This is a genomic window from Kineobactrum sediminis (assembly GCF_002868715.1).
GTDB classification, from domain to species: domain Bacteria; phylum Pseudomonadota; class Gammaproteobacteria; order Pseudomonadales; family Halieaceae; genus Kineobactrum; species Kineobactrum sediminis.
On sequence record NZ_PKLZ01000008.1, the window covers coordinates 452,966 to 477,141 of the forward strand.

At 55.4% G+C, this 24,176-nt stretch carries 24 protein-coding genes and 1 tRNA gene; 6 read left to right on the top strand and 19 right to left on the bottom strand.

Annotation, left to right across the window (positions count from 1 at the left end):
• Positions 1 to 3: 3 nt before the first annotated feature.
• Positions 4 to 687 carry a glutathione S-transferase family protein gene (locus tag CWI75_RS11870; protein WP_101521701.1) on the top strand — a complete coding sequence of 228 codons (684 nt, stop codon included), beginning with the start codon at positions 4 to 6 and terminating at the stop codon, positions 685 to 687.
• Between the two features lie 95 nt (positions 688 to 782).
• Here the strand turns inward: CWI75_RS11870 and CWI75_RS11875 are convergent, their stop codons facing one another.
• The 5 genes from CWI75_RS11875 to CWI75_RS11895 all read right to left on the bottom strand — a co-directional run bounded on the left by CWI75_RS11875 (position 783) and on the right by CWI75_RS11895 (position 6,271).
• Complete coding sequence (locus CWI75_RS11875; protein WP_101521702.1) at positions 783 to 1,997, bottom strand: acyl-CoA dehydrogenase family protein; 1,215 nt, start codon at positions 1,995 to 1,997, stop codon at positions 783 to 785.
• 90 nt (positions 1,998 to 2,087) lie between these two features.
• Positions 2,088 to 3,215, bottom strand: coding sequence for a glutathione S-transferase N-terminal domain-containing protein (locus CWI75_RS11880; protein ID WP_101521703.1), 1,128 nt, complete (start codon positions 3,213 to 3,215; stop codon positions 2,088 to 2,090).
• A 2-nt stretch (positions 3,216 to 3,217) separates the two neighbouring features.
• On the bottom strand, positions 3,218 to 4,990 hold the full coding sequence (locus CWI75_RS11885; RefSeq protein ID WP_101521814.1) for an arylsulfatase: 1,773 nt from the start codon (positions 4,988 to 4,990) through the stop codon (positions 3,218 to 3,220).
• A gap of 37 nt (positions 4,991 to 5,027) precedes the next feature.
• On the bottom strand, positions 5,028 to 5,414 hold the full coding sequence (locus CWI75_RS11890; RefSeq protein ID WP_241521190.1) for a hypothetical protein: 387 nt from the start codon (positions 5,412 to 5,414) through the stop codon (positions 5,028 to 5,030).
• A 5-nt stretch (positions 5,415 to 5,419) separates the two neighbouring features.
• Positions 5,420 to 6,271: a type 1 glutamine amidotransferase domain-containing protein gene (locus CWI75_RS11895; RefSeq protein WP_241521191.1), complete on the bottom strand. Its 852-nt coding sequence runs from the start codon at positions 6,269 to 6,271 to the stop codon at positions 5,420 to 5,422.
• Positions 6,272 to 6,394: 123 nt separating this feature from the next.
• Here CWI75_RS11895 and CWI75_RS18345 point away from each other — a divergent pair, with 123 nt between their 5' ends.
• Entirely contained in the window at positions 6,395 to 6,553 is a 159-nt protein-coding gene (locus tag CWI75_RS18345; RefSeq protein ID WP_155523013.1) for a hypothetical protein, read from the top strand.
• A 32-nt stretch (positions 6,554 to 6,585) separates the two neighbouring features.
• On the opposite strand, the gene CWI75_RS11900 is transcribed toward CWI75_RS18345, so the two are convergent.
• From CWI75_RS11900 to CWI75_RS11910, 3 genes are all read right to left on the bottom strand, one after another.
• Complete coding sequence (locus CWI75_RS11900; protein WP_241521192.1) at positions 6,586 to 8,262, bottom strand: sulfatase; 1,677 nt, start codon at positions 8,260 to 8,262, stop codon at positions 6,586 to 6,588.
• 90 nt (positions 8,263 to 8,352) lie between these two features.
• Positions 8,353 to 9,723 (bottom strand): DsbA family protein, encoded by a 1,371-nt coding sequence (locus CWI75_RS11905; RefSeq protein ID WP_101521706.1) that lies wholly within the window; start codon positions 9,721 to 9,723, stop codon positions 8,353 to 8,355.
• Between the two features lies 1 nt (position 9,724).
• Positions 9,725 to 10,327: a TetR/AcrR family transcriptional regulator gene (locus CWI75_RS11910; RefSeq protein WP_101521707.1), complete on the bottom strand. Its 603-nt coding sequence runs from the start codon at positions 10,325 to 10,327 to the stop codon at positions 9,725 to 9,727.
• Between the two features lie 285 nt (positions 10,328 to 10,612).
• On the opposite strand from CWI75_RS11910, the gene CWI75_RS11915 reads away from it, so the two are divergent.
• Both CWI75_RS11915 and CWI75_RS11920 read left to right on the top strand, forming a co-directional pair.
• The gene (locus tag CWI75_RS11915) at positions 10,613 to 11,284 is read left to right on the top strand and encodes an OmpW/AlkL family protein (RefSeq protein ID WP_101521708.1); all 672 of its coding nucleotides are present in this window, start codon (positions 10,613 to 10,615) and stop codon (positions 11,282 to 11,284) included.
• Positions 11,268 to 12,221: a delta-class carbonic anhydrase gene (locus CWI75_RS11920; protein WP_241521193.1), complete on the top strand. Its 954-nt coding sequence runs from the start codon at positions 11,268 to 11,270 to the stop codon at positions 12,219 to 12,221. Before CWI75_RS11915 ends, CWI75_RS11920 begins: the two co-directional genes overlap by 17 nt.
• Positions 12,222 to 12,240: 19 nt before the next feature.
• On the opposite strand, the gene CWI75_RS11925 is transcribed toward CWI75_RS11920, so the two are convergent.
• The 11 genes from CWI75_RS11925 to CWI75_RS11975 form a co-directional block, all read right to left on the bottom strand.
• A complete protein-coding gene (locus CWI75_RS11925; RefSeq protein ID WP_101521710.1) occupies positions 12,241 to 12,936 on the bottom strand; it encodes a response regulator transcription factor in 696 nt (231 codons plus the stop codon).
• On the bottom strand, positions 12,933 to 14,492 hold the full coding sequence (locus tag CWI75_RS11930; RefSeq protein ID WP_101521711.1) for a sensor histidine kinase: 1,560 nt from the start codon (positions 14,490 to 14,492) through the stop codon (positions 12,933 to 12,935). The genes CWI75_RS11925 and CWI75_RS11930 overlap by 4 nt, the downstream gene beginning before the upstream one ends.
• A 300-nt stretch (positions 14,493 to 14,792) precedes the next feature.
• Positions 14,793 to 14,869 (bottom strand) — tRNA-Arg (locus CWI75_RS11935).
• Between the two features lie 69 nt (positions 14,870 to 14,938).
• Entirely contained in the window at positions 14,939 to 16,654 is a 1,716-nt protein-coding gene (locus tag CWI75_RS11940) for an FAD-binding oxidoreductase (protein WP_206604710.1), read from the bottom strand.
• Entirely contained in the window at positions 16,651 to 17,061 is a 411-nt protein-coding gene (locus CWI75_RS11945) for a hypothetical protein (RefSeq protein ID WP_101521712.1), read from the bottom strand. Before CWI75_RS11945 ends, CWI75_RS11940 begins: the two co-directional genes overlap by 4 nt.
• 137 nt (positions 17,062 to 17,198) lie before the next feature.
• The gene (locus CWI75_RS11950) at positions 17,199 to 17,633 is read right to left on the bottom strand and encodes a nuclear transport factor 2 family protein (protein WP_101521713.1); all 435 of its coding nucleotides are present in this window, start codon (positions 17,631 to 17,633) and stop codon (positions 17,199 to 17,201) included.
• Positions 17,634 to 17,643: 10 nt separating this feature from the next.
• Positions 17,644 to 17,952 carry a hypothetical protein gene (locus tag CWI75_RS11955; RefSeq protein WP_101521714.1) on the bottom strand — a complete coding sequence of 103 codons (309 nt, stop codon included), beginning with the start codon at positions 17,950 to 17,952 and terminating at the stop codon, positions 17,644 to 17,646.
• A gap of 92 nt (positions 17,953 to 18,044) precedes the next feature.
• Complete coding sequence (locus tag CWI75_RS11960; RefSeq protein WP_146003584.1) at positions 18,045 to 18,479, bottom strand: group I truncated hemoglobin; 435 nt, start codon at positions 18,477 to 18,479, stop codon at positions 18,045 to 18,047.
• A 10-nt stretch (positions 18,480 to 18,489) separates the two neighbouring features.
• A complete protein-coding gene (locus CWI75_RS11965; RefSeq protein WP_101521716.1) occupies positions 18,490 to 19,323 on the bottom strand; it encodes a DUF3034 family protein in 834 nt (277 codons plus the stop codon).
• Complete coding sequence (locus CWI75_RS11970) at positions 19,307 to 21,667, bottom strand: putative bifunctional diguanylate cyclase/phosphodiesterase (protein WP_101521717.1); 2,361 nt, start codon at positions 21,665 to 21,667, stop codon at positions 19,307 to 19,309. Before CWI75_RS11970 ends, CWI75_RS11965 begins: the two co-directional genes overlap by 17 nt.
• Complete coding sequence (locus CWI75_RS11975; protein WP_101521718.1) at positions 21,657 to 22,322, bottom strand: methylamine utilization protein; 666 nt, start codon at positions 22,320 to 22,322, stop codon at positions 21,657 to 21,659. The genes CWI75_RS11970 and CWI75_RS11975 overlap by 11 nt, the downstream gene beginning before the upstream one ends.
• A gap of 196 nt (positions 22,323 to 22,518) precedes the next feature.
• Between CWI75_RS11975 and CWI75_RS11980 the strand changes: the two genes are divergently transcribed.
• Both CWI75_RS11980 and CWI75_RS11985 read left to right on the top strand, forming a co-directional pair.
• A complete protein-coding gene (locus CWI75_RS11980) occupies positions 22,519 to 23,742 on the top strand; it encodes an acyl-CoA dehydrogenase family protein (protein WP_101521719.1) in 1,224 nt (407 codons plus the stop codon).
• The gene (locus CWI75_RS11985; protein WP_101521720.1) at positions 23,729 to 24,163 is read left to right on the top strand and encodes an HIT family protein; all 435 of its coding nucleotides are present in this window, start codon (positions 23,729 to 23,731) and stop codon (positions 24,161 to 24,163) included. The genes CWI75_RS11980 and CWI75_RS11985 overlap by 14 nt, the downstream gene beginning before the upstream one ends.
• Positions 24,164 to 24,176: the final 13 nt, after the last annotated feature.

Sequence of the window (24,176 nt, forward strand, 5' to 3'; positions counted from 1 at the left end):
CCGATGATTGATCTCTATACAGCACCCACCCCCAACGGGCACAAGGCCTCATGCACACTGGAAGCGCTGAACCTGGAATACGAAACCCATTTCGTCAACATATCTGAAGGCGAACAAAAAACTCCCGAGTATCTGACGATATGCCCCAATGGGCGAATCCCCGCCATTATTGATCGGGAGTTAGAAAACTTTGCCATTTTTGAATCGGGTGCAATCATGATTTACCTGGCGGAAAAGGCTGGCCGCTTATTGCCCACCGATGTCAGGGGTCGCTCCAAAGTGATTCAATGGTTGATGTTCCAGATGGGCGGGATTGGCCCCATGATGGGACAGGCCAATGTATTCTTCCGCTACTTTCCGGAGAAAATTAAACCGGCAATCGACCGTTACCAGAGCGAAGGCCGCCGCCTGTTCGAAGTGCTGGATACCCATCTGGGTGACAACGAATGGTTGGCTGATAATTACTCCATAGCGGACATTGCCAACTGGTGCTGGGTGCGTACCCACCGCTGGTCAGGTATTTCTATAGAGGGGCTGGACAACCTCGACCGCTGGATGGGGGTAATGCAAACACAGCCCGGCCTGCTAAAAGGCACCGAAGTGCCCTTTAGCCTGGGTAACTTACTTGACGACAAAGAAGAACAGGAAAAATTTACCGATAAGGCCCAGAATATCCTACAGAAATAGGGCTTAATCCGGAGAGCTTTGGCATATTCAGAAAATGCCCTATGCCAACGATCCGGCATTCAGCAAGACCAGCCCACCGGGGAAAATTTCTGCCTTTATTTTAGGAGGTCGCGAATAGTCAGCTTGGCCAACTGTGACATATGCACCTCGTCCGGGCCATCGGCGATTCGGCAGAAACGCGCGTGGGTGAACACGTCCGGAATCATGGTGTCCTGGCAGACGCCCATGCCGCCAAATACCTGCATGGCGCGATCGGCTACGTTCTGCGCCATCTGTGGCGCGACGATTTTCACCATGGAGATATAGGGCAAGGCGGCTTGCATACCCTCCCTATCCATTACTTCTGCGGCTTGCAGTACCAACAGGCGCGCTTGTTCAATGTCGCAGCGACAGCGTGCAATTTCATGCTGCACACTGGTTTTTTTGCTGAGTTTTTCGCCAAAGGCCACACGCTCCTCCGCGCGTGCGCACATCAGTTCCAGGCAGCGCTGCGCCGCACCCACCAGGGTCATCGCATACTGGAACCGGCCCGGGCCGAGGCGACCCTGGGCAATTTCAAAACCACAGCCCTCGCCTTTGATCATATTGGTCACGGGGACGCGTACGTCTTCAAACAGGAATTCCGCTTCACCGCCGGGCGAATGGAAATTATCAAATACACGCAACGGCCGTACCAACGTTATCCCCGGGGTATCGCGAGGCACCAGAATAGTGGAGTGCCGACGATGACGGGGGGCGTCGGGGTTCGATAGCCCCATCACCAGCATAATCTTGCAGCGCTCCTGCACCGCGTTGGTGGTCCACCACTTGCGGCCATTGAGCACGTATTCATCACCATCGCGCTTGATTTCAAGCTCCATATTAGTGGCATCGGAAGAGGCCACCTGAGGTTCGGTCATCGCGTAGGCAGAGCGGATTTCACCCGCAAGCAATGGCTCCAGCCACTGCGCCTGCTGCTCAGCCGTACCGTACTTTGCCAGCACCTCCATATTGCCGCGATCAGGCGCATTGCAGTTGAACACCGCCTGGGCCCACATAACCTTGCTCATGGTTTCAAACAGCGGGGCAATTTCGGCATTGGTCAGCCCCGGGCTCCAGGGCTGGTACTCGTGGGGCAGGAACAGGTTCCATAGCCCTTCGGCCCTCGCCTTTTCACGCAGCTCATCAAACCAGTCAGGAACCTGCCACAGATTGTCCTGATTCAGGGTGAACGCACTCCAGTCGTGCTCACGAGGATAGATGTGCTCCTCCATGAACGCTTCGAGCCGGGCATTTAACTGCCTGACTTTTTCGCTTACTTCAAATCCCATGCGGCCTCTCCTTTGCAAAATTTAAACCGGGAACAGACCCCCGTTTCCATACAGATGGAAAGGGTGGCCTGCCTCCGGCTCTGTATTCTGTTATGCCCAAATCTCGAGGTTGCCCGAGCGGCTGATTCGCCTGTCCAGGACAATGCCCGTGATAGCTGACATGCCGCAGGCTTCGAGCATTTCATCCACCGCGGCGCGACCGGCGCTGTCCAGGCCTGCGTACACAGACTGCACCCGCTGTAGCAGATAAAACCTGTAGGGCTGGGCCAGCGCCGTGATCGTCTCGCCACGCACTGTGAATTCGGCGGTCCCGATAGCATGAGCAGAGCGGCCCACCGCTGGCGCTCCCACTTCAGGCTGGTTCCCAGCCAGCCACCTGTTGATCGCATCTGCCGCTGCACGGGTTTCCGGCACGAAGTCCTCTGCCAGCAAACGCAACACCGCCAACAGGGTTTCCGGTACCTCATCATCCGCCAGGAAATCGGTCCCCGCATTAAAATACTCGGGGGCGTCCTGGTCGGCGCGATTCATCCGCTCCACCCAGCGATAGACGCGCGTGGCGCGCTGTTGCATCAATCGGGCAGGATAGGGATCGCGGCCCAGGTGCGCATACATTGGCGCCAACAGGCCGAAGTCACCGATGCAGGGTCGCCAGCCCAGCAAATAGGGGTTCTGCTCAAAGTGTGCGTCCAGGGCGTCCAGATATTCCAGATACAGGCGCTCCACCAGATCGCGGGTCTGGTCAGTAACACCGAAAAACATCGCAGCGTGAAGCATACGATCCATCATCGCTTCGGTTTTGTCCTCGCGCTGGGGTACATCCCGCTGGGAGTGCAAGAAGTGGTAGCGCACGAATTCATGGTTACACTGCGGGAAGTTCCAGCGATAGTGCATCGCCGGCCGCAGCAGGCCATCAGAGCCAATCACATCGAACAGGGCGCTGACAATCTGCTGCCTGGGCCCGGGCGGCTGACAGGGGCGGCCATTGGCAGCCTCGAAATGTTCGATGATCGCCGCGCCATCGCGGATCACCTCTCCATCCGGGGTAACCAGCGTAGGAATAGTAGGCAACTTGCCCTTCGGCAATACTTCGGCCTTGAAACTCTCATGACCGCTGGAAAGCTCTCGAAAGGGGATACCGTGCTTGATCAGGTAGGACCGGGCACGGCCGGAATACAGTGAGTGGGTGATGGCATAGAGTCTATGCAGCTCAGTCATCGTCAGCGCTTCCTTTTCATTCGGTAGGCCACATAGAAAGGCATGAGTACCAGCAGGGTCAACAGGAATAACAGGATCACCTCCCGGTACTGCTGGTGCAGGGCATTGGTCACCAGCTGGCGCATCTGCGTATAGCCTGCAGGTAGCGGCAACACACCATTGTCACGCGCATACAGCTGGTAGCGGGCGAGCATACGCTGGAAAATTACCGGCTGCCCAGAGGCCAGATCAACCACCTCCCCCGGATCCCTGGCGATATTGTAGAGGCGCCACTGCCCGTCACCGAGCGGCGGTTGATTCACTACCAGTTTGTAATCCCCCTGGAACAGGACAGCGTGGCCGGTCAGTTCGTAGCCCACTGCGTCCTCCTCGCCATACACGCGATCGGCGTTGCCACTGAGCAAAGGACTGAGGTCGCGTCCGCTCATCGGCAGCACCGGCCTGCCGGCGTAGCGGGCGCCAGGTGCCTCGACGCCAGCCAACGCGAGAATCGTCGGCGTGATATCTGTGGCCCAGGCAAACGCCGGGGTCGACACCTGCTTGCGTGGCAGGCCTTCACCGGCAATGATCAGCGGCACTCGCATACCGCCCTCCCCGGTGTAGAATTTGTAAAAAGACAGTGGGCTCGCCGAGGCGCTGGCGAAACCGGGGCTGATAGAATTGTAACTGCCCTGCAGGCCCAGCCGCTCGTAGTCAGTGTGATACCCCTGTCCGGCAGGGCCGAGGCGAGCGGGAAATGCCTCCGGGTCGGCGGGGCCACTGGCCTCGCTGCCATTGTCCGAGGTAAACACAAAAATCGTGTTGTCATACTGCCCGCTGGACTTGAGATACTCCACCAGGCGGCCGATATGAAAATCCATCGCCTCTATCATGGCGCCATAAACCGCCATACGCTTGGCCTCGTAGCGCTTGCGGTCGTCATCGAGGGCATCCCAGTCGCCAGTCGTCGACACGCGGGTCATGGCGGTGTCCGCCGGCACCAGTCCCGACTCAACCGCCCGCTGCAGGCGCTGTTCCCGCAGCACATCCCAGCCGGCGTCATAAACTCCCATATAGCGGTCGATAAATGACTGAGGGGCCTGTACCGGTATATGCACTGCCATAAACGACACATAGGCAAAGAAGGGCTGGCCATTGCCGATATTGCTGTCGATAAACTCAATGGTTTTGTCGATCAGGAACCGCGAAGAGTAAAAGTCCTCCGGCAGAGTAAAGCGTTCGCCATCGGCGAACCAGTTCGCCTGGTCATAGATTGGCAGGTAGGGACGCTGCTCCCAGTTGTCGGCGCCGGAATCCATCATCGCCACAGTGCGCTGGAAACCTCGCCTGCTGGGCAGTTTGTTCGGGGTCGAACCCAGGTGCCACTTGCCCGCCATGTAGGTGTGATAACCGGCGCCCTCCAACAAGTTGGCCACCGTAACCACATTATCGCCCAGCACTCCCTGGTAGTGGGCATGAGTGCGCTGCTCCGGTGCAAGCATCTCTGGAATATTGGGCACCCCGGCCAGGTGATTACCCACGCCGGTCAACAGCATGGCCCGGGCGGGCGCACAGTTGGCGGCCGTATGATAGTTGCTGAAGCGTACCCCCTGCTCCGCCAGCGCCGAAAGCGTCGGGGTATTGACCTCACTGCCATAGGGGGCGATATCGGTATAGCCCAGGTCATCGGCGAGAATAAAGACAATATTCGGACGTGTTACAGGCTCGGGCGGAATCTCCACGATCGGTTCTACATCCTGTGCAACTCCAGACCCTGCCACGAGCAGGGAACACATCAGCAGCATACTCCGGGCAACAGCGAAACTCACAGACTCAACTCGTTTCAGGCAGGCGCCGGGAGGCGGCCAGTAAAATTAGTGCAACAATCACTTCAGGCGCAATCAGATCCAGTGCCAATGTCGCATCGTGAACCAGCCAGGCCACCACACGGCCGACAGCGGTAATCGCAAGCAGCATGATGGCCGGGTAATACCAGGTGCGATGGGCACTGATCAGCGCAATCAGCATGCAGCTGCCCAGGGTCAGGAAGAACCCCGCCATATCCCCCACCTGGGAACTGAGTCCCACCCCCTCGCCCAGAGTAAGGCCAAATTCGGGCGCCACACCGGCGGGCGCTACCAGCCAGCGCATGCCGGTCACCAGGAACAACAGCGCCGGCAACAGCACCAGTATTTGCAGAATCCTGTTCGCCAAAGGCATCGCCATCACTCCCGTTCTGCTATGACCTGCATCATACGATGCGAGGTTTCAAGGCCGGAGTTCTGGTTCTGGCCAGTGACAAAACGCTTCTGATCATCCACCACCACGTGAGTCGCAAACATATCGCGGAAAGCCGTGCTGCTCTCGAACACCGCACCAGCCTTGCGTAGTTCAGTTTCGGGATGCCTGGGTGTCAGGTCGATACCAAATTCCCTGATCTGCTTATCAGTAACCCCAGTCATCCTGCGGCCGGCCACCAACAGCTTGCCATCGCGATCACGAGCGCTCACCAGGCCCAATAAACCATGGCAGACGCCACCGAGCACAGGTGTTCGGTCCGCATAGTAGGCCTGGGATACTTTTTCCGCCAGTTCGGGCGACTGGGCCAGATCATAGGCAGCGCCCCAGCCGCCTGCTATGAAGACGATGTCGTACTGGCTCATATCGACATCGGCAATGGGAATGGAGTTCTTCACCTTGGCCTGTGCTATCGGGTCGTTCAGGTAACGCTCATCCTCGGGGGATTTAAGGGCATAAAAGAAACTACCCGGATCGATGGGAATCTCGCCACCCTGCACGCTTGCGATTTCAACCTCCATTCCCCCGTCCTGAAACGTGTAATAGGGGTGGGTAAATTCGGACCCAAAAACCCCGGTCGCTTTCCCTTTGGTTTCACCCGGGGCAGCCAGTACCGAATGGCTGGTGGTTATTATCAGGGCGCGCTTGCCTGGCAAATCCCAGGTAGGCCCCTCGTATTTCGGATGCCAACCCGCCTTGTGCAAGACGGTAGGCAACGCAGTCAGCAAAACCCCTGCAATGACAACCAGGGCTAGCAGAACATACAAGAGCTTTTTCATCGTTGACCTCATTTTATTGTGCCCCGCCTTAGTTAGACCATGTATCGACAGTATTTATGCCATTATGTATGATGTTGCGGAGTATAGCCATACTCACTATCGATATACGAATAAGCATCCGGCATGCTGGAGGTCATTGTTGGCTCGGAAGACAGGACGCTGGAGGAATTACTGCAGGCAGAGCGTGCAGCGGTACAGAAAACCCTGAACACCCCCGACCACCAGGAGGGCATGACAGCCTTCCTGGAAAAAAGAAAGCCGGCATTCAACAGGGCGCAATAGGGCGCTGCCCTCCTAACCCCACTTTCCAATAACTAGTTGGGCCAGTAAATATACGCGTCGCCCTGCTCGAATTGCTCGGCCAGTGTTTTGTCGATGGCCACAGGCATCTCCACGACTGCAGGGTACAGCGGCCCCCGAGACTGACGCTGGTGCTCGTCCAGCAGTGCCGTCAATTCAGCGAGTTTCTCGGGGTGAGCGTCAGCGAGGTTCTCCTGCTCGGTTGGATCTTCAGCCAGGTTAAATAGCCAGCGCTTATCGGGTCGAGCGGTGACCTGTAATTTCCAGTCGTCGTGGCGCACTACGCGGTAGTGCCCGCTTTGCCAGAACAGGGTCCTGCGACCCCAGCTTTCCTCGCTCGCACCCTCGGCCAGCGGCAACAGGTTTTCTCCGTCGATCTCAACGCCCTCGGGTTCAGCGGCCCCGGCCGCCGCCACCAGGGTCGGCATCATATCGATATGCGCCACGGGAGTTTTCACCACCGTGCCCGCCGGGATGCGAGCCGGCCACTTAACGAACAGCGGCACTCGTATTCCCCCCTCGAACTGGCTGATCTTCCAGCCGCGGAAGGGATGATTGACATCCGGCACGCCGATGTACCCCGGGCCACCGTTGTCACTGGTGAACAGGACGATGGTGTTTTCAGCCAGGCCCTCTTCTTCCAGCACCGCAGTGATCCTACCCACACTGCGATCCAGGGCGCGAATCATGGCGGCGTAGACGCGCAGGCGGTGCGGCTTGATATCGCCGACCGCCTCGTAGTCTTCCCGGGTGGCCTGCAGAGGTGTGTGGGGGCCCCAATGAGCCAGGTAGAGGAAGAACGGCCGGTTCTTATTCGCCTTGATCACCTTGATAGACTCGTCGGTCCAGTAATCCGTGAGATAACCACCGGGCTCAAAGCGATCCTCATTGCCAGAATTAAAACTGTTGGCATAGGCCAAACGCGCCCAGAGGAACTGGTCGATGGGGTCGAAGTCCAGCTTGGCATTGACCACGTTGGGGTCATCTTCCGGCAGGTACAGGCCGCTAGCCATCAGCAGGCTTTCCTCGAAGCCCTGCTCGTGGGGCGCCATCCCATTTTTACGACCCAGGTGCCATTTACCGATATGGACGGTCTGGTATCCCTTGTCACGCAATATCTCGGCAACCGTGATCTCCTCGGGCGGCAGGCCCTGGATCTCGTAGGGTGGCCTGGATTCCTCCAACTCTGCGTCGTAGAGGACCGGCGGCAGGCCATTGTTTATACCGGCCGAGATGCTGGCCACCATCCCACCCATACCCGAGGGTGTCGGGGTAAACTCGAATCCCGTCCGCGTCGGATAGCGTCCGGTCATCATCATTGCGCGCGACGGTGCACAGGTTCCCGCCCCGGAGTAGGACTGGCTAAACACTGAGCCCTCAGCCGCCAACTGGTCGATATGGGGTGTCTGTACCCGGCCGCCAGCGACGCCGCCACCAAACGTGGAAATGTCGTTATAACCGAGATCGTCGGCGACGATCAAGATGATGTTTGGAGGCCGCTGCGCGCTCTGCGCAGAGGCCTGAGCGGGGCCCTGGGCCCAGTTGAGTTCACGGGCTGGCCCGATTTCATACTCATTGGCAGACTTGTATTTGATCACGGCCAGGAGCAACTGATCCTTGTTCGAGTAACCGAGCGCGACTGCCACCAGAAGCAGTACCAACAGGGCCAGGGATACCTTTTTAAACATCATTTGCTCCTATCGCCCCGAGCCACACTCAGGGGCAGATTTACTTATCCAAGAAAGATGAAACACAAACCCAGGGAGATGGGGCTCACGAAGTCAGTGCCGTCTCAGCTGTCGTTGGATTTCACGGGCAAACAACCAGAGTCGGTCTTGTCCCCAGAGGGCAAGTAACTGCTCGCCACGTTCATCCAGTAACCTGAAACTCGGAACACCCCACAGCCCTGCTTCATACATGGCCAGCCGGTTCTGCTCCAGCAGATCTTCCCAGCCCGGCTTCCCGAGGTGCCTTTGTGCCTCATCCCAGCTCAGGCCGGCCGCCTCAACCACCTTGCGCAGGCCGCGATCGTTGTTGGTATTAACGCCACGGGCAAATGCATGGCTGAGAAAGCTGGACAGTAACTCAACACCCTTCCCCTGCTCTACCGCCCAGGGATACAGGGAGTAGCAGCGGCGTGCGGGGTTCCCGATGGGGTCGCAGCACTTACCATAGGGGACGCCGGCCTCGCGTGCTTCCCGGGCGGCGTCCATAAAGATATACAGGCCTTTCTCACGGGTGGCGGGGACGCCGCGCATCACCATGGGCAGCACGGGCCGCACCGACAGATTCACCCCCGTATCCCGGGCCAGTTTTACGGCACGGTCGAAGATGATAGACGTATAGGGGCTGCGTAAAGACGCATAGACTTCAAGGGTCAGGGTACCGGTGTCTTTGCGGCCGCCCGGCCCGATATCCGGCCGCGGGACTATCATGGGTTGCCCCGCCTGGCGGTCGACTCCCAGGGCCGCGAGGCGCTTCTCGAGGTGGTAGAGCCGGTCAACACCCCAGTACCATTCACCACCGTAGTAAAACATGGCGCCGGAATAATGTTTAAGCACGGCCCTGCGCCCGGTTCCCGCGGCTATCCGGGCCGTGCACTCCGCCGCCGTTACACTGCCGTGCGCAGCCGCCAGTGACTCCAGGCCCACCTTGTCGCCGGCCCACAGGGCCTTTCCAACGCCAGCGGCACAACGGATAAAATCACCGGCTTCCTGTGCCGCCAGAATTTCCGACGCCAGTTGTACCAAAGCGGGATCGGGCGTTGCGAGGTGCTCGGGGAAATCCAGTCCGTATTCGGGAGCAACATGAAACGCATCGTAGCGGGATAATTGCAGCAGCAGCTCCGGCTCAGGGGTATTTTTGTCCCGGGGACCCTCAACCAGGTGGCACTCCAGGTCAATATCGTAACGCTCAACCAGGCGCTGCAACACCTGGGCGGCGAGCTGGCTGTAGCCGTCGTCAACCTGGTGAAAATACTCCATACGATGGGGGATTCCCTGCTTGATGCGTTGTTTTTCCACCGCCGCGCGCCGCCTGTCCATGCGCGCGGGCGAGGACAAGCGAGTCATCATCTTGGAAGTCAGCCACCGGACCAGCGCACCAGGATCCATGGTTGCGGCGCCGCCCTGATCCTGAAATTGTTCTGCCATGTTAGCTACCCGCCCTATCACCATCAATCATGCTCTTCAGCAACCCCTTCAGGATATTGATACTGCTCTTCTTGCTCAGCCCCTGGTGGTACCGCAGCCTGTTCCACATTTCGAAAGAGGCTATGGCATCCACGGCTTCACGCGTTTCACCAGATACAGATTTGAGCTCGGGCAACCAGTCTTCCAGATCCCTGCGCAGGCCACGCTGGTTACGGCCATAATTCTTGCGCAAAATATCATAACGCCAAAGCTGGGCTTGGGTACCCAGGACAACATTCTTTACGCTTTCATAAGCGTCGGCGTGACGCTCCACGGCGCGATCGATACGATCCGCCAGCATTCCTCCTCGATTCCCTCCCAGGAAAAGCACTTCGTAGGAGTCTCGAATCTGATTATCGGCCGCTTCGAAAAGGGCTCCCATATCCTCGAAATGACGGAAGAAAGAGCGCATACCGACACCTGCACGATCCGAAATCTGCTTGGCAGTAGGCACCAGTATGCCTTCTTCTTGCAGGGCCAACGCCGCTTCTATAATTGCAAGTCGACTGCGCTCGCTGCGCAAGCGTCGCCCGTCTACAACCCCTGCATCTTCGTTGTTTGACATAATGATCTTGAAGTCGTCCCTGGCAATTCTGATATAGTGGCATTATCTATGCAATATTATGCCGCATTTTTGCAGCCATGGACAATATATACCAACCCGCTTAGACGAAGCATGAAGCTTTTTGATATCCAGGTAAATCGGCACGGGGCAAAACACTGCGCCCGTCCTGAAACTTCCAAGAGAACACTTCCCGGCGTTAATCTGATTTTAATGTCCACGTTAAGTCTTTTTTAGGCACCGCCACTATCATAAGCCCTGGTTAACTATCACTCACAAAGGAGCTTTATGAAAAACATCAGCCTTACTTTGCTCACCCTTGCCGTGGCAACCGCGTCACAGAGTGCTTTGGCGTTTCAAAAGGGCGATTGGATAGTTCGTGGCGGACTCGCCACAGTCAGTCCGGATGAGTCAACATCAAACATAGTGGTGGGAAGTGATCTCGGCGTCGACCTCGCGATCGACAACGACACCCAGCTGGGGCTAAACATTGCATACTTCTTTACTGACAAGCTTAATATTGAAGTGCTGGCGGCAACACCATTCAAGCATGATGTGAATTTTGGTGTAAGCGATCCGCTGGGAACCGGTGACAAGCTAGGCGAGGTAACCCATCTACCACCAACCATTACCCTTAACTATTACTTCAACGATCCTTCCAGCCCGTTTCAACCATACATTGGCGCAGGCGTTAACTACACCTTCATCTTTGACGAGGAGTTTACGTCAGCGAACGATGCTGCCGGCCTGAAAGGCTTGTCCCTGGATGATTCGTTTGGTCTATCAGCACAGGTTGGCGTGGACTATATGCTGAATGAACAATGGTTTCTCAATGGCTCAGTGCGCTGGGTAGATATAGATACCGAAGCAAGCTTTTCACTTAACGGAGCCCCCGGCAGCGTAAATTCGATCGAAATCGACCCCATGGTCTACACCATTTCAATTGGCTATCGCTTTTAATCCCCGAGCACCCGAACTTCAGGCGGGTAAATTTCCCAAACATAACTCATCTCAAAACTGCTTTTTGAAAAGGACGAACACGATGAAGAACAACCAATTTGCAATGGCGCTCGCACTCTCAGGTGTCGCCGTATTTTCCACCGCAGCCAGCGCCAAAACAGCCAGCGATGCTGAAGTGGCAAAACAGCGCGCCGCGCTTGAAGCCAACACCAATGGCCAGGGATTTGGCCCACAGTCTCCTCGTGATATCGAACAGACCTATGGCGTGAATGAGCGAAGCTTTGGTATGGCGCCCAACCGTAGCCAGCTGAATCTGTGTAATATCCATTTCCATAAAAATGCGGAGCATCGCGGCGGTGAATACACTGCTTATGCCGGAAACGGCGACGGCAAGGGATCAAATACCGGGTTTGTATACAACGGAAAACTGTCGTCAGCTCAGTTAAAGCCTGTTCGAGGCAAGGTCTGCGCGGCAAAAGGCGACACACTGCAAGCAGGCGATACGCTTGAAGTCCATTACGTATTTTCATCGGCACAAATACAGCCCGGCCCCACCTTGGGTGCCTGCCTGGCTGACAGCACAATGAATCCGGGTCTTCGTGTAGAGGGACAGGTTATCGTATTGGCCAATGACAGGAACGCGATTGATTTTAATGCGCTGGCAAAAGTAGAGAATATTAACGGCTATTTCCAGGCACCCAATATCCCCTGGAATACCGGTGTACCCATTGAATATCTTGGATCAACCACCGGCCCCTCCTATAATGAACAGGGATCACCACTTCAGGTGAGCTGGAGTGTCAGACCCGAGGTTGCTGTTGTGGATATCAATAGCGTAGCCGACTGGTGTAACGATAATGTGTTTGATGAGGATCATGCCCACGGCGTACGCAACCTGGTAACGAATCCGAAATTACTTTCTCCCATCAGCAGTTGAGATCACCCGAACGTGGTGCTCAACCCACCACGTTCGGGCTCAATGTCAGTCGATACCCATTTCCCCTCAATGTCTGGATGGCGATCTCGGGATCGCCATCCAGTTTTCGCCTGAGCCTGCTAATATATACATCGACAATATTGGTCTGAGGGTCACTGTGCGTCTTCCAGACACGATTTAAAATACGTTCCCTCGACAACACTTTCTGCTGGTTTTCCGTAAGGTACAACAGCAGTTCATATTCAATTTTCGTCAACGCTATTTCCGTGCCGTTCAAGCGCGCCGTACGCTCCGCGAGCACCAACTCCAGGGTACCCAGTGCAATCGTGTCTTCACCATTTGTGGCAGGCTGCGGGCCCATGCGTCTGCGAAGGGCTGCAATACGTGCCAATAATTCGTCAAAATCAAAGGGCTTGCACAGATAATCATCGGCCCCTTTTTGCAAGCCCTTGACCCTCTCACCAACCTCGTCCAACGCCGTTAGCATTAATATCATGGGCGGATTGGGTAACGCCTTGATAGCCTCCACAATCGTCAAGCTGTCCTGGGAGCCAAACAAACGATCGAGCACGAGAATATGTGGCGCATTTTTACGTATAAACGGTATCACCTCGTGCAGCTCAGTCAGTGCCGTACATTCATGTCCCTCTGCACGCAAACCGCGAGATAAAAAATGTAACAGCGGTTTTTCGTCATCTGCCAGTAAAATATTCATACGGATCGCTCAGCCGGCAAAGTGAATGAAAAGGTGGAGCCTTGTCCCTGCACCGACTCAACTGCTATCTGGCCTCCATGCGCCTCCACAATAGCCTTGGCGATGGACAGCCCGAGACCCAAACCCTCATTACGTTTGCTGAAACGGACAAAACGTTCAAATATGTTTTCAACCTCAGCCGCCGAAATTCCTTCTCCGGAATCCTTGACCGCGATCGTCATAAAAGCGCCTGTGTTACTGATACTCACTTCTACGGGCTGACCTGCGGTTGAATATTTAGTGGCATTGTCCAATAGAATGGAAACAACTTGTTGAATGCGGGCGCTGTCGATCATAACAGCGGTATTGTCAATTTTCTGGCCGGTTACCAGCGTGTACGTACGGTCCGGGTGAAGCCTCTGCCATTTGGCAATTTCAGCGTCCAGCAAGGGCTTGATCCGGACTTGCATTATCTCAAGGTGTAGCTGGTTCATTTCCGCTCTGGTCAGAAGGAGTAAATCATCCACCAGGTGACTCAGGTTGACTGATTGCTCCAGGATAGAGCGCAATGTCTCTTTGTAGTCCACCTCGGAGGCCGCTTGCAGCCTCAGGGTTACCTGTGCCTCACCGCGAATGATGGTCAAAGGTGTTCGCAATTCATGCGACACATCGGCAATGAACTGACGACGACGGGAATCAATTTTCGTTAGCTGAAGATTTGCATCGGTCAATTCACTGGTTCTTTGCTTGACATCATACTCCAGCTGTTTCCGTGACTTGGACTCGTTTGCTTCATGCTCCTGTAACCGTTTGGCCAGTTGATTAATCGACATGGCCAGTGCTTCAAACTCGTCGTCCAACGGCACGGAAACTGAATGACCGTAGTGCCCCGCTGCGATCGCGTCCGTTGCCCCCTGAATCAACATAAGTGGCTGATAAAGTTGATTAAAGAGCCAGTAGCAACCATAGATAATCAGTGGATAAGACAGTGCCCCTAGACCGATGGTAAACCAGACTATGACGGTATTTAAGGTGTCAATTCTCGCATTTATCGCAGCAACTACCCGGCTTTGGCGTGATACGGCAGAATTTATCGCCTCCCTGAACTGGTCATCAATGGTGACCTCCAGAAGACTGCGCAGTTCTTCTTGCTGATTGAGTGGCATGCCGTTGCTGCTGACTACCACGGCCTGGAATTCACCAATGATTTTGTTAATCAATTGCACCAGCTCGTCGGTATCCTCAACGCTACCCTGGGTAATATTGATGCCCAACGCCTCGCGTTGCTCCAACTCCAGCTGCCTGATCTTATCCAGTGATTGTTCGATCAGGGCTTGCTTGTTGCGCACGAATGCCTGGTTGGCAGTGCGTCCAAAAATCACTTCATCAGTCAGTTGTTTGAATAGTCGATATGAAATACTTGAAAGCTTCTCGTGCTCCACCAGTAAAGATTGGGCAATCGTACTTTGTTTGAGATTTTCACGGGTCAGGTGTGCTGATATTGCAGTGCTCAGCAGCGCTACCAGCAAAATAAAGGCCGTCGTCAATCCAAAATAAAAGAGTTTTCGCTTATACATGAGTTGGTATTTTATGAGGTTGGAAAGATAACAAGCTCATAGGAACGCCTGCCCGGATCAACACACCATCGGCCCTGTTCACCTTACATACTGGCGTGTCGATGATACTGCAGTCTGCCTGCAAAACCTAAACAAGCTGGCTATCTACAGGGGACTACTATGGGATGAAATTATCGGGGCAGGCCTTGGCCGAACTGGCTCGGTGTCGCTGAAAACAGGTACCAGGCTGGGGGAGCATTGCACATTCCCTGCGCACACAAAAAAGGCTTAGCGAGGATATCGCTAAGCCCTTGATTTGTATGGCGCGCCTGGCACGATTCGAACGTGCGACCGCCTGGTTCGTAGCCAGGTACTCTATCCAGCTGAGCTACAGGCGCGTTGTTGAGGGGCGATACTATAGATAGCAAGCCTGTCCCAGTCAAGGGTGCAGCGGCAAAAAATCAGCATTAGCTGAGCAAAATGCCGCCACCCGTTGCGCCCCTGGCAGGAGTATCTATCAAAACACCGGGGTTCATCATGCCCCGAGGGTCCAGTACCTCCCGGGCGCCGGCAAAGGCGGCGCGAAACAGGGCCGGCGCCTGCTGATCATAGCCTCCGGGGCGATGATCGCGGCCCACAGCGTGGTGATGTGTGATGGTACCGCCCAGTTCGGTAACGGCCGTATTGGCAGCCAGCTTGATCTGGCGCCAGCGGGACAACATGGCCGGCATATCGCCCGAGTCGGTGCCCCGGGCGTAAAAGGTAAAGTACGGGGCCGGGCCGTCGGGGTAGACGTGGGTAAAGCGGCAGCTGAGCATGCCATCAACCCCGGTTTCCCTCCGAATAGCCCTCGATACGGCGTCCTTGATACCCGTATAAAAGTTATCAAAGCGATCCCAGGTAATTGCGGTTTCAAAGGTGTCTGCGATCACACCGCGAGGGGTCAGGTAATTCCGATAGTAGGGTGCACGCAGAAACTGGTTCCGCCAGGCCCCTGCTGTACCCTGACGGTGCTGTGCTTGATTTTGATCAGTCTCTGAAGAGTGCAGGGAGCGCTCGGCGGCATCGGCATCCCAGCGACCGCCATGATCGGCAACCAGTTCCAGCGCACGTGCCAGCCAGGCATCAAGCGGATGGTCAGCGGATTCGAAAGCCAGTACCAGCACAGCATTGCGGCCATCACCAACGCCGTTCAGCATAGCCTCCAAAGGATCGAGCAAACGACAGTTACTCGGGAACAACGCCGCCTGGCTGATTGCACGCACTGCCGCACAAGCGGCAGCCATATCGCCAAAACGAATACTGGCGGAAGCACGGAACCGGGGTCGGTCCTGCACTCTCAGCCATGCCCGGGTAATAAAGCCAAGAGTACCCTCAGACCCGACAACCAGGCGGTCAGGCGAGGGACCCGCGCCAGAACCAGGCAGTCGGCGGCTTTCCATCAGGCCGCTGGGCGTGAGCGTGCGAATACTCTCTACGAAGTCCTCAATATGGGTGTACTGGGTGGCGTAGTGGCCACCGGCGCGAGTTGCAATCCAGCCACCGAGCGTCGAAAACTGGAAACTCTGGGGGAAATGGCGCAAAGTAAGATTGTGCGGCCTGAGAGCCGTTTCCAGCTCCGGCCCGAGTGCACCACCTTCAATAAGCGCCGCGCGGCTGACCGGATCAACCTCCAGCACCCGGTTGAAATACTGCAGGTCCACTGAAACAACCAGCGAATAGTCGCCCTCAACGGCCGATTCAACACCGCCGCATACACTGGTGCCGCCGCCAAAAGGAATCAGTGCCGCACCGGAGATATCAGCCCATTCCAGTAACATTTCCAGCTGATCTTCGTTTTTGGGAAATACTACCCAGTCCGGTGGCCGCGCCACCGCGCGCTGTAGCATTCTCACACCGTCGGCAAAGGACTTGCCGTAGGCGTGGGTCAGGCGATCATAAACAGAGGAGGAAAACAGGCCCGCAAGTGCGGCTGGAGGCTTGCCGCGAGGTGCGGGCAGGGCGAATTCGTCCAGCCTGGGTGCCGTAACCGCAGTAGCGCCACCGCCGACCGTAGAGACCAGCTCCCGCAGAAGCGTTTCCTCCTGGGGCAAAAGATGCTGGTCCGCATACCCCCAGCCCCAGAATAACAGCTCGCGACGATGCGCCAACGTATCCGGCTGTTCGTTGGCGGAAAGCGTCACTCCAGAAAGCCCGTTTCCGAATCCAGGTACAGGCGCAACGGCAAGGTACCGTCATCACGGAGATGAATGATCAGCCCGTAGTTATCGTTATCGTAATCGGCAACCCACTCATAGCGAAAATCCGGCCACAGGTCTATGGGCTCGGGCCGGCGACCTATAACGCGAACCTCTTCCAGCCGGCTGGGGTTAATCGACAGCGCTTTTTTGGGAATCGCCAGGGTGACGCGCGTGGATCCCTCTTGGTCACCGGGTTGCACATCGCGCACGTTTGTCCCGGAAATTTTATCAGTATGGCCCTTCACCAGGTCTAGCCAGCCTGTTTCGGCGCCAAGTGATTGGGCATTGGCTGGCAACGCCAATACGAGGGTGAACGAAAAGACCAGATAACTTACCACTGTTCGCAACATGGCACTCCCCCTTCAAAATCGGTTCAACTACGCCATCATAGCCCAGAATCGTCAGGGATGCAGGAACCGGGCGCCATAATGTGACGGGTGCGTATCAAGCCGGAAATCATGCGTAACCAGCATGGCTTAGATAGCTTCTATAAAGTGTAGAGAAGGTGTGCGGAGCAATCTCCTACAAAATCCACCAACATGCTGCGTTCGGTAAAACGCCAACTGCCGTTAACCCGGCTGAAGCTATCCCGATAGCGACCTGAAATAATCGGCTGCAGAGGAAAGCTGGGAGTCGCCTGAATCACCGTAAACACAGCGCGTGACGCAGCCTTATCACCCTCGACATTAATAACAACATTCGTGGTTAAGTGGCGGGTCTCCGGTGTTCCCGACTCAGGATAGAGGCGACAGGAGCTCTGGTACATCGCCAGAACTTCATCATAGCCGTTAAAAGAGTGTTGTTGTTTCGGCGCGCGAATAACCGCGTGCCGGAACATTTCGGCGACACCCGCCAGATCGCCCGCATCGATACGCTCCGCGTATTCGTAGATCAGGTTTTCGATAAGACGGGCATCATCCATGATACGACGATCAGTTATCCATGCTCTGCTCAGCTTCGTGCTGCATGTCTTCAGCGGCCTGTTCCGTATCGTGGGCCATATCCTCTGTCGCCTGCTTCGTATCGTGCATGGCATCTTCAGTCATATCCGATGCGTTATCCATGGCATCTTTTGTTGCGTCCGCTGCGTCATCGTACATTTCTTCAGCTTTTTCACTGACCGCGGTCGCCGTCTCGGATACGGATTCTGTTGCTTGTTCGGTATCATCTTTGCTACAGGCAGTGACACCAAAAACCATCAGCGTCGCGAGTACAAGACCTAAAACCTGTTGTGTTCTCATAAGATCACTCCTTCGATTAAATTATTCACGATGCCCAAACGGACTCTTCGAGGGTATACATCAATGAGCGCTCAGTAAAGACCGCTTTTAAACTAAGAGAAAACAATGTCACCGTGCATAAGCGCCAACCGCTGCAACAATGCATTTTGCGCACCTACAGAAATACCTTCGCGTTCCATAACACGAATAAGACCGTCTACCAGGTTATTAAACTGGGCCGGCGTAACTGCCAGACGCCGATGTGCTTCCTTCATGGTATCACCGGTATATGTGCAGGGCCCATCGGCAATATCACACAGCTGCTCCGCCAATTTCTCCTGAAAGCGAGTGATATTGGTTTTGGTAAATAAGGGTAATATCCTTGAGTCTTCCGCAATTTCCCACAACAGGCCTGCAACAATCCGGTCAATCCCCGGCATGCCACCCAACTGGTGATAGAGCGTCTGTTCAGGAACATTATCTTCGGTCGTACCTGCACAGCCTCCTTGTAAAATTATGAACATCGCCAACAAGGACCGCAACAACACGATAAATCTCCTACTGGCTCAACTGCAGCGAAAGGTAAAGGCCATCCTGATCCGCTAGCCCGGCAATGTCACCCAGATCGGACCAGGCCAGGACCAGGGAAAAACGCTTGCTCGGAAACCAACCAACAAACACATCGAGCCAATCGTCTTCGTTAACCGAAGCCAGACGATCAGGTTTTTGTCGGTATTCGGCGCCCACTATCCAGTGCCTGTTAAGAAAAATCCCGGTGCTGGCCTCGGCCTGGAGTTGATAACCGTCAGCAAAGCCCAACAACCCGGCCTGATGTGCTTCGGTCAGCCGCAGGGTCAGGTTTGCAAATACATTTCGCCCCATAAGGCCATTCAGCCACAGCTTACTGCCCGCCAGATAGACATCTGTCGAGCTATCCTTATCGGTCCCTAAAGCCATAGGGACAGCCATGTCACGGTTGCGTTTATGCTGCATACCCAGGCTCAGCTGAGGTAGGCTGGTGTAAATAAGATCACCACCCAGCCTCACTTTAACGGCCAACACCTGCTGGTTTATAGTTAAACCAAGGGGCTTCACCTCAAGCTCCTGTCGGCTGGCGCTGAACTCAAAACGATTATCAAAAGCGATGCTGAAAGAGCTCACATCCAGCTGGAAGTCAGGCAGGTTCACCCGGGTCAGGGCAGTGGCTCCACCCCACTCGCCAAAATCACCATAACCGCTGATAACCGCCCAGGGTACTATTCCCCCACCTGCCTGGCCTTCAATACCCGATGCCCCACCCGTGGCAAGCAGTTTACTGTCAGCGTGCACAACCTGTGCCGCCAGTAAGGCGAGCACACACAGCCAGTGCCCCTGGTTATACGGAAAAGACATCCGCATCCCTGATAGCCCGCACATTCGTCGGCAGATCCCCAAGCCAGCTCTCCAGCGCAGCCGCTGTCATCGGCCTGGCCACATAAAAACCCTGCACGGCATCGCACCCCATTTGCTGCAACAGTTGCAACGAGGCCTTGTTTTCAACGCCTTCGGCAACCACTTTCAAACCCAGGTAGTGCGCCATTTCAATGGTGGAGCGAACGATCTGTTGATCATCAGTATCCTGATCGAGTCTGAGAACCAGGCTCTTATCGATTTTAAGCTCCTGGACCGGCAGGGTCTTGAGCTGCACAAGAGAGGAAAAACCGCTACCAAAATCATCAATGGCCAGCTGGATGCCGGCATCTTCAAAGAGCTTGATATTAGCCAGGGCCATCTTCATGTCAGTCATCATCATTGTTTCCGTCACTTCCATGACCATTGAGGCCGGGTCCAACCCGGACTCGTGCAATGAGGCAACGGTATGGCGTACAAAGTCTGTTTTCAGAATATCTGTTCCCGAAAGGTTGACGCAAACGGCCAGATTCAAACCACCGCGCCGCCAGGCACAAATTTGCTCTATCACCTGCTTTATCATGATCATGCTGATTTCGGTGATGATACCGGTTTGCTCCGCAACCGGGATAAACTCATCCGGATACACTTCACCGAGTTCATCATCCGTCCAGCGCATCAGGGCTTCAACCTGCAACACGTCATGGGCTCTCAGGTCATACTTGGGCTGGAAAACAATATTGAAATGCTTGCCTTCCACCGCAGTTTGCAAACGATGCGCTACCGTAATCTGCCGCAGATGGGTCTCGTCCTGGCCAATCTGGTAAAAAGAATAGCCACTGCTGGTTGCACGTGCGTTTGCGAGAGCGATCTGGGCACGGCGCAGGAGTTCTTCGAACTTTCGCCCGTGCTGGGGAGCGAATACAAACCCTATCAAGGGCTCAAGCCGAACCGGGATACCGTTAATTAAAACCGGGCTTGCAAAATCTTCCTGCAATTTCTCAATAACAACGGCGACGCCGTCATGGGTCAGGTCGTCAAAAAACAGTAGTATCTGGGAATCGGCTACTCGCGCGGCCATGTCACCGCGCCGGAGGCTGTCAATAATACGTTCGGCCATCTGCTGCAGAATCGTATCGCTAAATTCGCTACCATACAGGTCGGTAAGTTGCTGCAGATTCGCCAGTTCCAGCAGCCCCATGGCGAATTGGTCCCGTTGAGGGTTTTCAGCCATGCGGGTGTTAAATGCAGAATAGATATATTCACGATTGGGGAGCTTGGTGAGCATGTCGTGTTGGGCCTGGTAGCGAATGCGCGCTTCCCGCTCTGATACTGTGTCTTGCATGAGGTTCAGGGTATCCGCCAGCTGACCAAACTCTTCTCCGGCCCTCAGGTTCACACGGCGAGAATAGTTTCCGTCTGCTATGCGTCGCGCCGCATTCACCAATTGGTAAATCGGCTGGGTGACACTGCGAGCGATGACCAATGCCGTAATACCGGCCAGAAACAGGGCTACGAATCCAATAATTACCATCTGCTGGCGCAATGGTTCGTAGCTGGCAAGCGCTTGCTCCAGTGACTGTGAAAGTACTGCTATCAGCTGCTGTCCGTCGTCCTCCAACAGAACCACCTTGCGGCTCAACCAACTCTGCGTAGCCAGACTATCCGCCAGCTGCGCTGCCACGTCATCTGTCTGTTGTCGGTCGCCACCATCCAGAGTAAGTCCGTCGGCAAGTGTGGATTGCACAACCGCGGAGACATTACCCGAGATAGAGGCAACAAGGGTAATATCGGCATTAGTAATATTGCGAAGCTCATTCAGCATTGCCTGGTCAACGGCTGTGCCAAGCCCCACCCAACCGAGCAAATCCGGTGCCAGTACCGGCACCAACACCAGCTGATAGGCCTGATCATTGAAGAGTGTGAGCATGGCCCTGGCGGTAGTTGCCGGACCCTGCGCAGTTTCAAGAACATTAGCTGGCAAACGGTCAATATTGTGAGTACTCAGCAGGATATCGCCAGTAGATGAGAGCATGACAACAAAGTCTGCGTTGATGCGCTCGCCGTGATTGGCCAGCACGCTCACGATAGTCGCTTTTTCTCCGGTAGCTATGGCCTGCTTGAAGGCAAAATCTCCGGCGAGCAATTGGGCACGGTTACGCAGCTGCTCGCGATCATCCTGAAGCAAAGCACGAAATACCCTTTCTACTACCTGCAATTCCTCACGCACAATATTTTCGACCGCGTGGCTGGAAGCCCGCAGCACCGCCAGCAGACTGGTAGACAGGGTGACCGCCAACAAGCCAACAATAAGCAGTAGCAGCTTGTTTCGAAAGCTAGTTCGCATCAAGGGAAAATCGTTTCAGCAGCTCTTCCAGTTCCAGTTCGCTTTTACCGATCTGCGGATCTTCCCAGACGACGGGCAGATTGATCTGCAGAATCTTGTCGTCGATCGGTGCAATGGATAGCTGCACTGAGCTCTGCAACTGCGGATGCCAGATCTCCAGCAGCGTTGGCAGTGTGGTGCCTTGCCATTGCAGATGCACGCGGCCATCAAGATCGCTTACCCTGGCAGTGGCGTCATCGCTCACATACACATAAGCCTTCATATTATCGTGGATATTGCAGCCCACCGTCGCAATCCCTGCATTATCGAAGGTTACCGGGGCCGCATCATTGGCACGATACAGCTGCAATTCAAAGCTGTTGCCTGCTGAAAAGGAATAGACGTGATGCCTGGTATCGTCACTATTGGGGAAAAATACTTGAGTACCCGGAGTAACGGTACTGACATGGGGTACGAATCGACGCTCCTGCTGGTCAACTGTGGCCCGGGTTGGATGGGCGGCGGAATCCGCTGACATACCCGGCAGGGTAAGGACAGCAAAAGGCACCGGACGGCCATCATCACCGTTGAGCTGCACACGAAGCTCTCCCGCCTGTGCCGACGAGAGCATCATCAACAAGGCGATAATACGCATTACCGCTAAAACCCTGAGCATGCTCGGCCCCCTGGCAAATCATCTATTATAACCCTCTCGCGCCCCGCCATCCAAAGTCGGGTATGATTGCGCGTTTATTAACCCACCATAAGCAGCACTACCTGAAACTGTCAATTACCGTCAGAAAGCAATTTCCGAACCGAGCGGACAAACGTTACAATGCGCGCACTGTAAAACAGACCACACGGAGCCCCAAGTGTATACCTTCAGCGAACAATCCCTGGCCTACCAGGCCCGTCTTCAAGCCTTCATGGATGAACATATTTTTCCCAATGAAGCTCGCTATGCAGCCGAACTACATCAAGCATCTTCCCGATTCTCCGCTCTGCCGATAATGGACGAACTCAAGGAAAAGGCGCGGGCCGTCGGGCTGTGGAACCTGTTTGTATCGCCTGACCACGCAGAGTATTGCGACCATGGCGGCTTCAGTAATTTCGACTACGCACCACTGGCCGAGCTCATGGGTCGCGTACTGTGGTCACCCGAGGTGTTTAACTGCAATGCGCCGGATACCGGGAATATGGAAGTGCTGATGAAATATGGCAGCCCGGCCCAGCGCGAACGCTGGCTGACCCCGCTTCTGGATGGTAAGATCCGCTCCTCCTACGCCATGACCGAGCCCCAGGTGGCCTCCTCGGACGCCACCAATGTGGAATTGCTAATAGAGAGCGATGGCGATGAGTGGGTACTCAATGGCCGCAAGTGGTTTATTACCAGTGCCATGTATGAACGCACCCGCATCTTTATCGTGATGGGTAAATCCGACCCCGACAAGCCAAACCGTCACCTGCAGCAGAGCCAGATCCTGGTTGAAAAGGACACCCCCGGCCTGACAGTAGTACGCCCACTGACTACACTGGGGTATGATGATGCCCCCCTGGGTCATGCGGAACTGCATTTTGATAATGTTCGCGTACCGGCGGAAAACATGCTCCTCGGGGCGGGCCGGGGCTTTGAAATTGCCCAGGGGCGCCTCGGGCCAGGCAGAATACACCATTGCATGCGCCTGATCGGAGCCGCCCAGCGCTCGCTGGAACTCGCCTGTGAACGGGTAGAGTCACGGAGTACCTTTGGCAAGAAACTGAGCAAACACCAGTCGGTTCGTGAAGACATCTCCCGCTGTTTTTCCGAAATTGAAATGGCCCGCCTGCTGCTGCTGAAAACCTGCCATAAAATGGATGAGATGACACCCCAGGGGGCCCTGGACATGATTGCCGCCAGTAAGAGTACAGTGCCGCTGATGATGCAAACAGTTATCGACCGCTGTATGCAAATGCATGGCGCCGGTGGCCTCACCGAGGACTATTGTATGGCAGAGGCCTTCAACTACGCTCGCTGGTGCCGACAGGCGGATGGCCCGGACCAGGTCCACCAGATGGCGCTGGGGAAAATGGTCATCAACAAATATGCCGGCACCTGAACTGCATTCGCAACTACTGGCAGACTGCCACTTGCTGGGCACAGTGCCCAGCGGCAGCCTGCTGCTGTCGCGCAATGCTGCCCTGCACTGGTTCATTCTGGTGCCAGACACCACATCAACAGACCTGCTGGACCTCCCCCCCGGGCAACTCGAAGCGGTGATGACCGACTGCCGGAAAGTATCGGCTTGCCTCAAACAGACGCTGGCATACCCTAAGGTCAATTTCGCGGCGCTCGGCAACGTGGTGCCGCAACTGCACCTGCATATCATCGGCCGCCGACACAGCGACCCCTGTTGGCCGCAACCGATCTGGGGTAACCTGCCGCCAGGTCCGGACTGGTCTGACGAGGAACTGGCAGCACTGCGCGAGGTATTAATTGCACCCCCGGTGCATTTGCTGCCAGGCTCGGATCATAAATAAAAACTGGAGAAAG